General features: G+C 68.7%; 12 protein-coding genes and 1 tRNA gene. 5 read left to right on the top strand and 8 right to left on the bottom strand.

The window, feature by feature from the left end:
* Positions 1-37: 37 nt before the first annotated feature.
* Both tsaE and AC5P76_RS12300 read right to left on the bottom strand, forming a co-directional pair.
* Positions 38-520 (bottom strand): tRNA (adenosine(37)-N6)-threonylcarbamoyltransferase complex ATPase subunit type 1 TsaE, encoded by a 483-nt coding sequence (gene tsaE / locus AC5P76_RS12305; protein WP_065175516.1) that lies wholly within the window; start codon positions 518-520, stop codon positions 38-40.
* Positions 517-2,001, bottom strand: a complete 1,485-nt coding sequence (locus tag AC5P76_RS12300; protein WP_065181917.1) for a bifunctional ADP-dependent NAD(P)H-hydrate dehydratase/NAD(P)H-hydrate epimerase — start codon at positions 1,999-2,001, stop codon at positions 517-519. The genes tsaE and AC5P76_RS12300 overlap by 4 nt, the downstream gene beginning before the upstream one ends.
* 23 nt (positions 2,002-2,024) lie before the next feature.
* Here AC5P76_RS12300 and queG point away from each other — a divergent pair, with 23 nt between their 5' ends.
* Together queG and xseA are read left to right on the top strand one after the other, a co-directional pair.
* Complete coding sequence (gene queG / locus AC5P76_RS12295) at positions 2,025-3,101, top strand: tRNA epoxyqueuosine(34) reductase QueG (RefSeq protein ID WP_253119470.1); 1,077 nt, start codon at positions 2,025-2,027, stop codon at positions 3,099-3,101.
* Between the two features lie 69 nt (positions 3,102-3,170).
* Entirely contained in the window at positions 3,171-4,511 is a 1,341-nt protein-coding gene (gene xseA / locus AC5P76_RS12290; protein ID WP_053520217.1) for an exodeoxyribonuclease VII large subunit, read from the top strand.
* Positions 4,512-4,545: 34 nt separating this feature from the next.
* On the opposite strand, the gene AC5P76_RS12285 is transcribed toward xseA, so the two are convergent.
* Together AC5P76_RS12285 and AC5P76_RS12280 are read right to left on the bottom strand one after the other, a co-directional pair.
* Positions 4,546-5,442, bottom strand: a complete 897-nt coding sequence (locus tag AC5P76_RS12285; protein ID WP_053520218.1) for a M48 family metallopeptidase — start codon at positions 5,440-5,442, stop codon at positions 4,546-4,548.
* Positions 5,443-5,528: 86 nt separating this feature from the next.
* Entirely contained in the window at positions 5,529-7,412 is a 1,884-nt protein-coding gene (locus tag AC5P76_RS12280) for a formylglycine-generating enzyme family protein (RefSeq protein WP_065181915.1), read from the bottom strand.
* An 84-nt stretch (positions 7,413-7,496) separates the two neighbouring features.
* On the opposite strand from AC5P76_RS12280, the gene rnd reads away from it, so the two are divergent.
* The gene (rnd, locus tag AC5P76_RS12275; RefSeq protein ID WP_053520336.1) at positions 7,497-8,576 is read left to right on the top strand and encodes a ribonuclease D; all 1,080 of its coding nucleotides are present in this window, start codon (positions 7,497-7,499) and stop codon (positions 8,574-8,576) included.
* A 67-nt stretch (positions 8,577-8,643) separates the two neighbouring features.
* Here rnd and AC5P76_RS12270 read toward each other — a convergent pair whose 3' ends face one another.
* Entirely contained in the window at positions 8,644-10,974 is a 2,331-nt protein-coding gene (locus tag AC5P76_RS12270; protein WP_253119468.1) for a TonB-dependent receptor, read from the bottom strand.
* A 216-nt stretch (positions 10,975-11,190) separates the two neighbouring features.
* On the opposite strand from AC5P76_RS12270, the gene AC5P76_RS12265 reads away from it, so the two are divergent.
* A tRNA-Ala gene (locus tag AC5P76_RS12265) sits at positions 11,191-11,266 on the top strand.
* A 188-nt stretch (positions 11,267-11,454) separates the two neighbouring features.
* Here AC5P76_RS12265 and AC5P76_RS12260 read toward each other — a convergent pair.
* Together AC5P76_RS12260 and AC5P76_RS12255 are read right to left on the bottom strand one after the other, a co-directional pair.
* Entirely contained in the window at positions 11,455-11,628 is a 174-nt protein-coding gene (locus AC5P76_RS12260; RefSeq protein WP_164972374.1) for a hypothetical protein, read from the bottom strand.
* A 109-nt stretch (positions 11,629-11,737) separates the two neighbouring features.
* Positions 11,738-12,499: an SDR family oxidoreductase gene (locus AC5P76_RS12255; protein ID WP_253119466.1), complete on the bottom strand. Its 762-nt coding sequence runs from the start codon at positions 12,497-12,499 to the stop codon at positions 11,738-11,740.
* A 132-nt stretch (positions 12,500-12,631) separates the two neighbouring features.
* Here AC5P76_RS12255 and AC5P76_RS12250 point away from each other — a divergent pair, with 132 nt between their 5' ends.
* On the top strand, positions 12,632-13,471 hold the full coding sequence (locus AC5P76_RS12250) for a bifunctional transcriptional activator/DNA repair enzyme AdaA (RefSeq protein WP_253119465.1): 840 nt from the start codon (positions 12,632-12,634) through the stop codon (positions 13,469-13,471).
* An 89-nt stretch (positions 13,472-13,560) separates the two neighbouring features.
* Here AC5P76_RS12250 and curA read toward each other — a convergent pair whose 3' ends face one another.
* Positions 13,561-14,586 carry an NADPH-dependent curcumin/dihydrocurcumin reductase gene (curA, locus tag AC5P76_RS12245; protein WP_253119463.1) on the bottom strand — a complete coding sequence of 342 codons (1,026 nt, stop codon included), beginning with the start codon at positions 14,584-14,586 and terminating at the stop codon, positions 13,561-13,563.
* Positions 14,587-14,818: the final 232 nt, after the last annotated feature.

The following is a 14,818-nucleotide window of genomic DNA, read 5'->3' as shown; positions in this document are numbered from 1 at the left end:
TCCTTAATAATCCGTAACCTGCCGATCTTTGTTCTCGTCAGGCGACAGAAACAGGCCGCAAGTCTCCACCTTGGGCCAACCGCTGCAGCCATTCCCGGCCGGCGTCGCTGAGCCCACTGAGACGCGCCCGGCGCCCCTGGCCCTCGATCTCCAGCGCCACGACCAGGTCCGTCGGCGGCAATGCGCCCGCCCCCCGTTCCGGCCACTCGACCAGCCACAGCACCGCACTGCCCTCGTCCAGGCCCAGGAAATCCAGTTCCCCGGCCTGGCCGATGCGGTACAGGTCCAGATGCCACGCCTCGCCACCACTGGCCAGCGGATAGCGCTCGACCAGGGTGTAGGTTGGGCTGCGGATCGCACCCTGCACGCCCAGCGCACGCAGCAGCGCACGCGCGGTGGTGGATTTGCCGGCGCCGAGGTCGCCGCGCAGCTCGATCAACGCCTGCGGCGGTCGCGTGGCCGCCAGCCACTGCCCGAGACGTTCGGTGGCATCGCTGTCGGCAAGGAAGAATTCGTTCATGGGGAGCGTTCCGGATTGGCCAGCCGCCGCAGGGGCGCCAGCAGGTCGGTGGGAAGCAGACCACGCGCGCCGTCGATGGCAGCGGCGTCGCCGGCAAGCGCGTGCAGCAGGGCGCCGCCTGCTGCGGCATCGAATGCGTCCAATCCCTGCGCGCGCAGTCCAGCAATGACGCCGGTCAGCAGATCTCCCATGCCACCGACCGCCATGCCCGGATTGCCGGCCGCGATCAGCCGCGGCAGCCGCGCAGGTGCCGCGACTACACTGCCGGCACCCTTCAGCACCACCGTGGCGTGATAGCGCTCGGCCAGCGCCTGCGCGCTGCCGAAGCGATCGGCCTGCACCTCGGCGGTACTGCAGCCCAGCAGGCGTGCAGCCTCTCCCGGATGCGGCGTCAGGATGGCATCAGGCACCGCGTGCGGGTTCTGCGCCAGCAGATTCAGGGCATCGGCGTCGATCACCAGCGGACGCCCGCAGGCGAGCACGCTGGCATGCAGCGCACGCGCCCAGTCGTCCTGGCCAAGGCCCGGCCCGATCGCAACGACCCGTGCGCGGTCCAGCAGCGCAGGCAACGCCGCGCCATCTTCCAGCGCATGCGCCATCGCCTCGGGCAGGCGCGCAAGCATCGCCCCCACATGCTCACGACGGGTGCCGACACTGAGCAGTCCGGCACCGGCACGCAGTGCGGCCTCGGCCGCCATCACCGCTGCGCCACCACTGCCGTGGTTGCCGCCCACACACAGCACATGCCCGGACTCGCCCTTGTGGGTGTTGGCCCGGCGCGGCGGCAGCAGCGCCCGCAGACGGTCGCCGACCCAGCGTTCCGCGCTGGCCGCGATGCCTTCCCGCGCCGCCTGCGGCAGGTCCAACGGCGCCAGCCGACGCTGGCCGACATGATCCAGCGCGTCGCCGGTGTACAGGCCCCGGTGGCAGACAATGAACTGCAGGGTGACCGCCGCGCGCACCGCAACGCCGGGCACGCCGCCCTGATCGGCATCGACACCGCTGGGTACATCCAGTGCCAGCACCGGCGCCGGAGAGGCGTTGAGTGCTTCGATCAGCGCCTGCGCCATGCCGGCCGGGGCCCGATCCAGGCCGAGACCGAACAGCGCATCCACGCCGACGTCGGCGACCGGCAGCTGGCCGTCGAATTCGATGCTGCTGCCGCCGGCGGCAGCGAATTCCGCCGCCGCCTGCTGCGCCAGCGGCGTGGCGGGCAGCCTGCCCGGCAGGGTGATCACCTGCACCTGGCGGCCCGCCTGCAGCGCATGGGTCGCCAGTACGTAGCCATCGCCGCCGTTGTTACCGGCGCCAGCCACCACATACAGACTGCGGGCATCCGGCCATTGCTGCAGCAGGCACTGCCAGCCCGCCAGGCCAGCCTGCGCCATCAGGCTCCAGCCACCATCACCGGCAAGCGCCGACGCGCGGGCGTCCAGCGCGCGCGCAGCAGCGGTGTCGAACAGAAGAGAGAGATCGGGCATGCCGGGATTTTATACTGGTGCACATGTCCTCCGTCCCCGCCCCTGCCCCAGCCGACCCGGTCCAGGCCGTGCAGCGCATCCGCGAACTGGCCCGTGCACACGGTTTCCAGCGCTGCGGCATTGCCGGCATCGAGCTGGGCGAGGACGAGGCACACCTGGCCGACTGGCTGGGCCAGGGCCTGTACGGGACCATGGACTGGATGGCACGCCACGGCACGCTGCGCGCACGCCCGGCCGAACTGCTGCCGGGCACGGTGCGGGTCATTTCCGTGGGCATGGACTACAGCCACCGCGACGATACCGAAGCCTGGGCGACCCTGGCCGATCCCGGCCGCGCCTACGTGGCGCGCTACGCGCTGGGGCGCGACTACCACAAGCTGATGCGCAACCGCCTGCAGAAGCTCGCTGCGCGGATCAACGATGAAGTCGCGCCACTGGGCTACCGCGTTTTCGTCGATTCGGCACCGGTGCTGGAACGGGCCCTGGCCCGCAACGCCGGGCTCGGCTGGATCGGCAAGCACACCTGCCTGATCGATCGCCAGGGGGGCTCATGGTTCTTCATCGGCGAGATCTACATCGACCTGCCGTTGCCGGTCGACGCGCCCGCCACTGCGCACTGCGGCACCTGCACGCGCTGCATCGACATCTGCCCCACGCGCGCCATCACCGGCCCGCAGCGGCTGGATGCGCGCCGCTGCATTTCCTATCTGACCATCGAGCATGACGGCGCGATCCCCGAGGACATGCGGCCACTGATCGGCAATCGCATCTACGGCTGCGACGACTGCCAGCTGGTCTGCCCGTGGAACAAGTTTGCCAAGCGCACCGATGAAGCCGATTTCCGCGCACGCAACAACCTGGACACCGCGCGCCTGGATCAGCTGTTCGCCTGGGACGACGCGGAATTCCTGCGCCGCACCGAAGGCAGCCCGATCCGTCGCAGCGGCCATGAGCGCTGGCTGCGCAACATCGCCGTGGCACTGGGCAACGCGCCGACAGCACCGCAGACCCTGGCCGCACTGCAGACCCGCATCGATGATCCCTCGCCGCTGGTGCGCGAGCACGTGCAGTGGGCACTGGCACAGCACCGCACGACCTGACCCGGGCGTGCCCGGCGCGCGCCAACGTGCGATCCTGAGTGCCCGCTCCACCCGCAGCGCGCCGTACCCATGCAGCCACGCAACAACGACATTCTCACTCCCAGCCAGCTCAACACGCTGGCGCGCGACCTGCTGGAAGGCAGCTTCCCGGCGATCTGGGTCGAAGCCGAACTGGGCAGTGTGGCCCGCCCTGCGTCCGGGCACCTGTACTTCACCCTGAAGGACGCACGGGCACAGCTGCGTGCGGCGATGTTCCGGATGAAGGCGCAGTACCTGAAGTTCGTACCGCGCGAGGGCATGCGCGTGCTGGTGCGTGGCCGGGTGACCCTGTACGACGCACGCGGCGAGTACCAGATGGTGCTCGACCACATGGAGGAAGCCGGTGAAGGCGCGCTGCGGCGGGCGTTCGAGGAGCTGAAGGCGCGCTTGGACGCCGAAGGCCTGTTCGATCCTGCACGCAAGCGGGCGCTGCCCGCGCATGTGCGGCGGCTGGCGGTGATCACCTCGCCGACCGGCGCCGCCGTGCGCGATGTGCTGAGCGTACTGGGCCGTCGTTTCCCGCTGCTGGAGGTGGACCTGCTGCCGACCCTGGTGCAGGGCTCCAGCGCCGCCGCGCAGATCACCCGCCTGCTGCAGGCAGCCGATGCCAGTGGTCGCTACGACGTGATCCTGCTGACCCGCGGCGGCGGTTCACTGGAAGATCTATGGGCGTTCAACGACGAAGCTCTGGCGCGCGCGATCGCCGCCAGCGATACGCCGGTCGTGTCGGCCGTCGGCCACGAGACCGACTTCAGCCTGAGTGATTTTGCCGCCGACCTGCGCGCGCCGACACCGTCGGTGGCGGCCGAGCTGCTGGTCCCCGACCAGCGTGACCTGGCGCTGCGCCTGCGCCGCAATGCCGCGCGGCTGGCACAGCTGCAGCGCCACGCGGTAGGACAGGCCATGCAGCGCGCCGACCGTGCGCTGTTGCGATTGAATGCGCAGAGTCCACAGGCCCGGCTGGACCTGTTGCGGCGCCGTCAGCTGGAGCTGGGCCGGCGGCTGCACGCGGCTTTCAACCAGCAGCAGGAGCGCCGTGCCGCGCGCCTGCGCCATGCTGCCGCGGTGCTGCGTGGCCATCATCCGCAGCGCCAGCTGGACGCGATGCAGCGTCGCCTGTCGGCCCTGCGCGGACGCCCCCATGCAGCGATGCAGCGGCTGCTGCAACGCGATGCGCTGCGCCTGCGCGGCCTGGCCCGGTCCCTGGAAGCGGTCAGTCCATTGGCCACGGTGGCACGCGGTTACAGCATCGTGACCCGTGCCGATGATGGTGCACTGGTACGACAGGTTGAACAGGTCCAGCCCGGCGACGCACTGCAGGCACGCGTGGGCGACGGCGTCATCGACGTGCAGGTCACCTCGGTCAGGTAAGCGGGGGCCAAGGCGCAGCCCGGCGTGCGCCTTCCTACCTGGCCGCCTCGCAGAACTGCTTCCGGTACTCCAGCGCCTTCGGCATCAGGGCCTGCAGATTCTGGATCCGGGTTCCCGGGTTGGGATGGGTGGAGGCAAACTCCGGCGGCGACTGACCACCACTGGCCTGGCCCATCCGCTGCCACAGCGGCACCGCTTCGCGCGGATCGAAACAGGCAGCCGCAGCCAGCATCAGCCCCACCTCATCGGCCTGGGTCTCGTGGCTGCGTGCGTAGGGCAGCAGATAGCCATAACCCATCGCCGACATCACCATCTGCTGCTGCTGCGCATCCATGCCACTGGCAGCCCCGGCCATCTGCCCGATCTGGGTCAGCTTCTGCTGTGCCATGCGCTGCGCTCCATGGCGCAGCAGCGCATGGGCGATCTCATGCCCCATCACCACCGCCATCGCATCCTTGGTCCGCGCCACCGGCACCAGACCGGTATAGACCGCCATCTTCCCGCCCGGCAGGCAGAAGGCGTTGGCCTGCTCGGAGGGGATCACGTTCACCTCCCACTGGAAGCTGCGCGCGAAATGGGCCGGCTCCACGCCATGCTCCCGCGCCAATGCGGTCTCCACCACATCGACCTTGGCGATCAACCGCTCGGCAATCGCACGCACGTCACGCGAGATCTGCGCGTTCGGGTCCAGTGGCCGCTCCTGCGCCAGGATCTGCTGGTAGGCCTGCAGGCCCAGCGCGGTTTCCTGCTGGGCATCCAGGCTGCTGTCGATCATGACCTTCTCGCCGGTATAGGGATCGACCGTCCGGTTCGAAAACCAGTAAAAGGCCGCGTAACCCGCCGCCAGCAGCAGTACCCACCAGCGGATGTTGCCGAACAGGCCACGCCGCTGCGGGCCCTGCGGCGAGCGGGAAAATGGGTCGTTGCGCATGCGGTGGTCTTCCGGCTGGCCCCGCCGGCCGGCGGGCACGGCGCAATCTTAGTGTGCCGGAGCCCGCGCCGGGTGAAGCCGGCCGCTCAGATGCCGCGTACCAGGCGGAACCCGATGCGGGCGTTGGTGGTGTCCGAGTCCTGCGACTGCCGCCAGGCCGCCCGGGTCTGCTCGGGAGAGTTCGCCCAGTTGCCTCCGCGGATCACCCGCGCCCGGCAACCCGGGTTGAACCAGGCCACGCCGTCGGAGGGCGCACGCCGGTAGCTGGAATGCCAGCAGTCGGCCACCCATTCGCTGAGATTGCCGGCCATGTCGTGCAGGCCGAACGCGTTGGCCCGGAAGTTCGCCACCGGCGCAGGGCCCCACCAGCCATCGCCATAGCCGATGAACGCGTTGTGCCAATGCCGGCCAGACGGCGAGACATCCTTGCTGCCGGTGAAGTTGCCGCTGCCCGGCGGGGGCGTGCCTGTATCCCCCCAGGGATAACGGCCGCTGCTGCCGGCGCGCAGCGCATACTCGAACTCGGCCTCGCTGGGCAGCCGGTAGCTGTAGCCGGTCTGCTCGGACAGCCACGCGGCATAGTTTTCCGCGTCGCGCACGCTCACATGCATCACTGGCGCATTGCCCAGCGCGCGCGCGCCGTCGTAATCCGAGCGCCAGTCGACACCGCTGCGGCGGATGAAGTTGCCGCTGCGCTCGTCATAGACCACCGAATGACCGCGACGGGTCGCGCGTGGGCGGGCATTGGTGGCTTTGACGTAGCGCTCGAAATCGCTGACGGTCACCTCGGTGATGGCCATCGCGAAACCGCGGTCAAACCGCACGTAATGCGAAGGGCGCTCGGCATCGGTGGCGCCGGGCTCGGCATCCCCTGCGCCCATCTGGAAGCCGCCATGCGGCACCACCACCATCTGCGGGCCACGCCCGCCATCGCGCATCGCGTCGCTGAACACCTGGCCGGGACGGAAACTGCCGTAATGGGTTGCCAGATCGATGCGCTCGCGCAGCTGCGCCACGACCGCGTCGCCGGGCAGCGCGATGCGCAGTGCTTCGGCCAGCTTCTCGCGTGCAGGTTTCAGGCCCTGCGGCGTCGCCAGGTCGCGCAGGCCCTCGTCGCGCAGCTGCGCCAGGGTGTTGGCCCGGATCTGCTCGATGCGCTCGAAGGCGTCGGCGATGGTCGGCGAGGAATCACGGACCTTGCTGGCTTCGGCCAGCCAGGTGCCGGCACTGGCGAAGTCACGGCGGCGGGCGGCCTCCTCGGCACGCCGGATCAGGCCGCTCTCCGCCGCAGCAAGGCCCTGGCGTGCGCGGCGGTTGCCCTCGTCAAGCGCCAACGCCTCACGGAAACTGCCGATCGCGCCGTCACCGTCCTCGCCGATCCGGTCCGCGCGCAGGTCCTCCTCGCCGGCCCGGTTGTAGGCCACCACGCGTTGCGCGGTCTCCACCCGCGCCTGCAGGGCACGCACCTTTTCATCATCAGGGGCCAGGGTCAGCAACACCAGCGCCTGGCGTCCCGCTTCGGCCAGCGCCTCGCGCTGCTGCAGCGGCCGCACCAGCAAGGCATCGGTCTGCTGCAGCAGGCGCTGGCGGGCACGCTGCAGGCCAGCACGGGCCTGGCGGTCGTCAGGCACTTCCTCCTGCACCGCCAGCCACAGCGGGATGGCGGCATCGCCATCCTCGTACAGCCGATCCTGGGCAAACGCCTGCTCGGCGGCCCTGCGCAGCTGCGCCAGGCTGCGCCCCTCCCGATCGACACGGGGCGGCGTCCACTGCTGCACGTCTTCGGCGGCATCCTGACCGGCGATGGTCACGCTGCCCTGCACCGCCGGCCGATCCTCCGGCGCCGGCGGCGATGCCGCCTGGCCGGAACCCTCGCCGGCCTTGCCTGCCGGTGTCGGCGGTGACGGGGTGCAGGCGACCAGAGCCAGGGCCAGGCTGGCGCACAGCGCGGACGACAGCGGAAAACGCAAGCAGAGCCTCCTTCGGCACGGACGCGGACCGACGTTAGGCTATTCTCCCCTGCCTGAGCAAACCCGAGTAGCAGGCCCTGACCCGTGGCAATCTGGATCACCACCCCCGCCGAGCTGGATGCGTACTACCAGCAGCGTCCCACCCGCATCGGTCTGGACACCGAATTCATCCGTGAACGCACCTTCTGGCCGCAACTGGCGCTGGTGCAGATGGCGGTCGGCGAGGACATCCTGCTGATCGATCCGCTGATTCCCGGCATGCCCGAAGCACTGGCCCCCTGGCTGACCGATACGTCGATCATCAAGGTGATGCACAGCGCCAGCGAGGATCTGGTGGCCTTCAAATGGACCTGCGGCGTGCTGCCACGACCGCTGTTCGATACCCAGATCGGCGCGGCGCTGGCCGGCATCGGTGCCGGCATGGGCTACCAGAAGCTGGTGCAGGAGATCACTGGCGTGACCCTGGCCAAGGGCGAGACCCGCTCGGACTGGATGCGCCGCCCGCTCTCCGAGTCGCAGCTGCAGTATGCCGCCGATGACGTCGAGCACCTGTTCGCGCTGCATGACGCGATCGACGCGAGACTGCAGGCGATGGGACGCCAGCAGTGGCTGCACGACGACGCTGAACGCCTGTTGGCCAGCGTCGCCAACGATGAGGACCGCTGGCCGCACCTTTCCATGCGCTCGGCCCAGTTCCTCGATGCCGAGGCACAGCGACGCCTGCTGCGCCTGCTGCGCTGGCGCGATGTGCAGGCACGCCAGAGCGACCGGCCGCGCAGCTGGATCCTGGACAACGAACTTGCCGCCCTGCTGGCGCGCTCGCCACCGGCCGATGTCGACGCGCTCGCCAAGCTGTTCGAGCCGTTCCCGAAGGCGCCGCGCAAGCTGACAGCCGCCGTGTGGCAGGCCCTGGACACTCCGCTGGCCGACGAGCAGGACGCGCCGCTGGCAACCCAGCCCACCGACAGCAGCAAGAAGACGCTGAAGAAAATGCAGGACGCCGTGGCCGAATGCAGCCGCGAACTGGGCCTGGCGGACGGCGTACTGGCCTCGCGCAAGCACCTGGAAAGCTACCTGGAGCACCGCCAGTGGCCGTCGGCGCTGGCCGGATGGCGCCAGCAGGCGCTGGAATCGCGCCTGCAGCCATTGTTGCCGGTGCGCTGACAACCCGCTGCAGCAACGGAAAGGGGCGGCCAGGATCACCGGGCCGCCCCTTCCCGCAACCGTTCGATTACCAGTTCATGTTCAGCGACACACCCACGGTACGCGGCTCGTTGTACACCGCGGCCATGTAGTTCTCGATCACGCCCTTGAGATTCTTCTCGTTGGTGATGTTGCGTGCGAACAGCGCGACTTCATAGGCACCGTAGTTGCCGGAGTAACCGATCTTCAGGCCGCCCTCGAAGTCCCCCTTGGAGTTGAACTCCTTGCTGTCATACAGCACGAAGCTGGTATAGCCCTGCTTGTTCCAGTCGGTGGACACGAACATCGTGGCCGCGTCGCTGACCGGGAAATCGTAGCGTGCGGCCAGGTTGACGTTGTACTTCGGTGCGTTCGGCAACGGGTTGCCGTCGATCTGCGCAAAGGTGTTCGCACCCACCTTGATGGTCGGATCATCCACCGTGCACACCACCTGGCCATTCAGGCCGCAGACCTGCGCGTACACGCGCTTGTCCTTGATTTCGCTGTGCAGCAGGCTGACACCGGCGCTCAGGGTCAGGTTGGGAACCGGACGCAGTTCCATGTCTGCTTCGAAACCATACGCCTTGGCCTTGTCTGCGTTGAACAGCACGCCGTTGCCGTCCGAATCGTTACCGTTGAGCTGGATATCGTTGACGGTGTAGGTGAACGCGGTGGCGTTCAGGCGCAGGCGGTTGTCCCACAGGCTGCTCTTCACGCCGGCCTCCCAGGACAGGATGGTCTCCGAGTCGGCGGTGGTGAAGTCGGCATTGAACACCGCCGAACGGCCCTGGATGGTGGGCCCACGGAAGCCGCGCGCCACCTTCGCATAGACGCTGACGTCCGGCGTGATCTGGTACATCGCACTCAGGTCCCAGCTGGGCGTGGTATCGGACATCCTGACGTCGGTGCGGCCCTTGTAGGTCACCACCCCGGCAGCGGTGTCGGCGGTCTTCAGCAGCCGGGTGTGCTTCTCGTCGCGGGTCTGGCGCAGGCCGGCGGTCACCGTGAACCTGTCGGTGAAGGCGTAGCTGAGCTGGCCGAAACCGGCCCAGGAGGTGTTCTTGTTGCGCAGGCGTACCCAGTTGTTCGGATTGCGCGCAGCGCCCTGCAGGAACCAGGCACGCTGGTAGAAGTCGGTGGTGTCGCTGCCGTTGAAATAGAACGCGCCGGCCTGCCACTGCAACGCGCTGTCGTCATGGCTGGCCAGACGGAATTCCTGGGTCCACTGGTCCAGGTCGCGGATCCGGCCCATCGACTGGCCGTAGCCGTTGGGCACGCCGTTGACCGGATAGTTCACCGCAGCACCGCCATCGGTATCGCCACGGCTGTAACCGGAGGTGGTTTCATACGCGGTGATCGAAGTGAAGTCGATCGCGCCGAAATCATAGCGCGCCTTCACCGAGCCACCGTAGGTCTTGTAGGCCTGCGGGTTGTTGTCGGCTTCGTCGTAGGCGACCTGGTCGCGCGGCACGTCGGTGCGGTTGGAACCCTTGGTCAGCGCGCCGCGCAGGAACAGGGTCGAGGTGCCTTCGTAATCGCGCGCGTGTGCCGAGGCCAGGATCGAGAACTGCTCGCTCGGCGTCAGCAGCAGCTGGGCGCGGACGTTGCGGTCATCGAAACCGCCCATGGCGTTCTTCTTCGGGCTGACGGTGCCATCCGCACTCGGGCCGCTGTAGGTGTTGTCGACATAGTCGTCGCGATGCTGGTACAGGGCCGACACGCGGAACGAGGCGACATCGTTGATCGGACCGCCAAAGCCGCCATCGATCGACACGCTGTTGTAACTGGCGTAGCTGGCGCTGACGCGGCCGGTGTAGTCCTGCGTCGGCTTGAGCGTGTCGAACTTGACGATGCCGGCCGTGGTGTTGCGGCCGAACAGCGAACCCTGCGGGCCGCGCAGTACTTCCACCTGGTCCACGTCGTAGACCGGATTGGACTTGAGCACCACGTGCTCCAGCACCACGTCATCCTGGATGATCGACACCGGCTGGGAAGCACCCAGATAGAAATCGATGTTGCCCAGCCCGCGGATGTAGAAGCGCGGGAAGATGCGACCGGTGGTGGTTTCCGCATACAGGCTCGGCACGCGGCCGGACAGCGCCAGCAGGGTGTCGTCGCCGCCGGCGGTGAAGTCGCGCATGCGCTCGCCCTGCACGACGCCCACCGACACCGGCACCTCCTGCAGGTTCTGCTCACGGTGTTCGGCGGTCACGGTGATGGTATCCAGCCCGGTGGGGGTCGGCGCGCTGTCCTGCGCCGCGGCGCCGAAGCTGCCGACCAGCGCCAGGCCTGCGCAGGCCAGCGCGAGCGGATGGCGACGGAAGGAAACGAGGGAAGACGACATGCCCGACAGACGGCGGGAATCGGTATGGGGAGGCATCGAAAGCTCTGAGGAGACGTCCGGGCGGCCTGCGCGGGCCGGGCGGCGAGAAAGGGAACTGCTGCGCAGACTGGGGATTATCCTCCAAATTGTTACGATTTCGTTTCGCCCAACGGAATCGCACGAAAGCCGGCGGACTCGGCACAGTCGCCTATGGCCACGGCCGCGCGTCGCTTGGCAAGGCCGACCGCCAGCGATACAATGACACCGCACTACGGGGCCATAGCTCAGCTGGGAGAGCGCGTCGTTCGCAATGACGAGGTCAGGAGTTCGATCCTCCTTGGCTCCACCATCCACATGCCCACCAGGGCATGAAAAAGGCCGGAACTCCTGACACCCAGGGTCCGGCCTTTTTCGTTGCGCGCCCCGGGCTACCGGGCCGATGAGACGCGCGACCTGCGCATGACCGACCCCGGTGGCGACACACCCAGCATCGGGCAGCCGCTGGCTCGGGCCGAGGGCGCTTGCAGCAATGACGCGTCAGGCAGGCTCCTGCCCACCATCCTTGCGCCGTGGACTGCGCGAGTGGGTGTCACGTACCTGCTGGTCGCGCTGTCCCGGACGCTGCTTGGCGACGTCGTCCTGCTTCCGGTCCTGGCGGCTTTCCTGCACCCCCTGGCGTGGATCGGGCGTGTCCTTTTCGTGTCTGCTCATGCGTGGCTCCGCCGCCGGCGGAGGCCGGCGCTGGAGCCACGCTAGAGGTCGCCGGGTAACGGACGGGTCAGTCCGGCGCGAACGCCATGTGCAGCCGCCGGCCGTCCCCTCAGGTGCGATTGATGGATATCCCGCCGTCCACGCGCATCGCACTGCCGGTCACGAAGCTGCCTTCATCGCTGGCCAGGAACAGCGCAGCGTTGGCGATCTCTTCCGGCCCGGCCAGGCGCTTGAGCGCATGCAGCGACCGTACGAAGTCCAGCGCATCCTCGTCTGGCGCAGCCTGCCGGCCCATCTCGGTGTCGGTGCCGCCGGGCAGCAGCACGTTGCAACGCACGCCCCGTGCGCCGTACTCGGCGGCGATCACCTGGCTCAGGCCGATCAGCCCGGCCTTGCTCGAGGCGTAGGCGGCCATGCCGGGCAAGCCGACGGTATGGCCGACGATGGTGCCGACGAACACCAGCGAGCCGCCGCCCCGCGCCAGCAGGGCTGGCAACTGCGCACGCGCGGCGTGGAAGGCTGCATCGAGGTTGGTGGCCATCACCTGCCTCCAGGCGTCCACCGGAAACTCCGCAGCGGGCACGCCCGGCCCCAGCATCCCGGCATTGTTGATCGCGATGTCCAGGCCTCCGAAGGCCCGCTTCGCCAGGTCGACCAGCACCTGTGCAGTGTCCGGCCCGGCGACATCGGCGGCATGCACCACCGCCTCGCCGCCGGCAGCACGGATCTGATCGGCCAGCGCCTGCAACGGCTCCGGCTGCCGCGCGTTGAGCACCAGCCTTGCGCCCTCGGCGGCGAAACGCAGCGCGCAGGCGCGGCCGATGCCGGCGCTGGCACCGGTGATGAGGGCGATCTTGTCGTGCAGGCGCATGTTCGGGGTCCAGGCAGTGAAGTGGACCCTACGATGTCGCGCCCCTGCCCCGTTGACACTCCGTTTCCGGGCCCTGCCGGCGCGTGCAGGAAACGGAGTTTCCGCCAGCGGGGCACGTGCCAGAATCGACGCATGGACACTGCCATCGCAACCACCGATGCCCGCGTCGAACGCGTCTGCCGCCACCTGCAGGCCCGTCTCGACGAACCCTCGCTGCAGGAGCTTGCCGAACTGGCGGGCTGCAGCCCCACCCGGCTGCATCGCCTGTTCAAGCAGGCCACCGGATTGACCCCGAAGCAGTATGCGGCGGCCCTGCGCGCCGATCGGCTGCGCACAGGACTGCAACAGCAGGCGCGCATCACCGATGCTTTCCACGACGCCGGCTTCGGCTCCAGCGGCCGCTTCTACGAGAACGCGCCGCGCCTGCTGGGAATGACGCCCCGGCAATGGCGCAGCGGTGGACGCGGTGAGGTGATCCATTTCGCCATCGCCGAAAGCTCGCTGGGCAGCGTACTGGTGGCCAGCAGCAGCATCGGCGTGGTGGCGATCCTGCTCGGCGACGATCCGGAGGCGCTGCTGCAGTCGTTGCAGCAACGCTTCCGCCAGGCGGAGCTGGTCGGCGCTGACAGTGGCTACGAGCAACGGGTGGCGCAGGTGGTCGGCCTGGTCGAGGATCCGGCACGTGGCGCGACACTGCCACTGGACATCCGCGGCACAGCCTTCCAGCAGCGCGTCTGGCAGGCGCTGCAGCAGATTCCCCAAGGGCAGACCGCATCGTATGCCGACATTGCCGCGCGCATCGGCGCACCGCGCTCCAGCCGCGCGGTCGCGCGTGCCTGCGCCAGCAATCCACTGGCGGTGGCAGTGCCATGCCATCGCGTGGTGCGCCGCGATGGCGATCTGTCCGGCTATGCCTGGGGTGTGGCCCGCAAGCGCGAACTGCTGCGCCGGGAGAAAGCCGCCAACGGCTGATGCCGCCGCATCAGGACCGGTGGATGCCGACCGTGGCCGGCTCGCGCCGTGGCAGCGCCGGGCCATGCCCGGCGGACACCGGCGAGAGCTCAGTCCAGCTTCACCACCAGCTTGCCGAAGTTGCGCCCCTGCAGCAGCCCGAAGAAGGCATCCGGTGCGCTCTGCAGCCCTTCGACCACGTCCTCGCGATACTGGATGCGCCCTTCCCGCAGCCAGTGCGCCATCTCGCGCTCGAACTGCGGCCACAGGTGGTTGAAGTCGTGCACGATGAAGCCGCGAACCGTCAGCCGCTGCCGCAGGATCTGGCTGAACAATGCCGGCAGGCGATCGGGCCCGGGATGCTCGACGCCGCGCGCGTTGTAGGTGGCGATGGTGCCGCAGACCGGAATGCGGGCGAAATCGTTGAGCAGTGGCAGCACCGCGTCGAGTACGTGGCCGCCGACATTCTCGAAGTAGACGTCGATGCCGTCCGGCACGGCGCCGCGCAGCTGCGCGGCGAAATCAGCCGCGCGATGGTCCAGCGCCACATCCACGCCAAGCGATTGCAGGTAGGCACGCTTGCCATCGCCGCCGGCAATGGCGACCACGCGGGCGCCCTGCAGTTTGGCCAGCTGGGCGACGGTTGCCCCCACCGGCCCGGTCGCAGCGGCGACCACCAGCGTCTCGCCCGGCTGCAGCCGGGCGATTTCATGCAGGCTGGAATACGCGGTGAATCCCGGCATGCCATACACGCCGAGTGCCGTGCTCAGCGGCAGGCCCGCCGGGTCCAGCCGACGCCCCAGCACCTGCGCATCCAGCACCGCATGGGTCTGCCATCCACCCGGCGCCAGGAACAGCTCGCCCACCGCGATTCCCGCCGCATTCGACTGCAGCACTTCGGCGACGGTCTGCCCTTCCATCACCGCACCCACGGCAACGGGAGGCGCATAGGAAGGTCCCTCGTCCATGCGCCCGCGCATATACGGATCCAGCGACAGATAGCGGTTGCGCAGCAGCACCTGTCCTGCTGCCGGCGCCGGCAGCGGCGACTGCTCCAGGCGGAAATTGGCAGCGATCGGCGCACCCTGCGGCCGCGAGGCGAGCACGATGCGGGTGGTGGTCGGTTGATCAGCCATGGGATGGACTCTGCTGCGGACAGCATTGGACAGGAGGGGCGACAATACGCCGCGACGATCGGCGCGTGCGGCGGCGAAAACAGCGTTCCATCGCCTGCCTGATGCAACCGCGGCCGCATGCCTTGCCCCTGCGTGTTTGCCGATGCGGGCGGCCCGCTGATTTCCGCTGCAGGCGACGATCCTCGCCGCCGCCGCGACCACCCCGCCTCGTCCGCCATCGACCTGCGCCGCC

The organism is Stenotrophomonas sp. YJH_SMC_36 (assembly GCF_059369935.1).
Note: the sequence above shows the minus strand (reverse complement) of the source record. Positions and strands in the feature narration are given on the sequence as shown.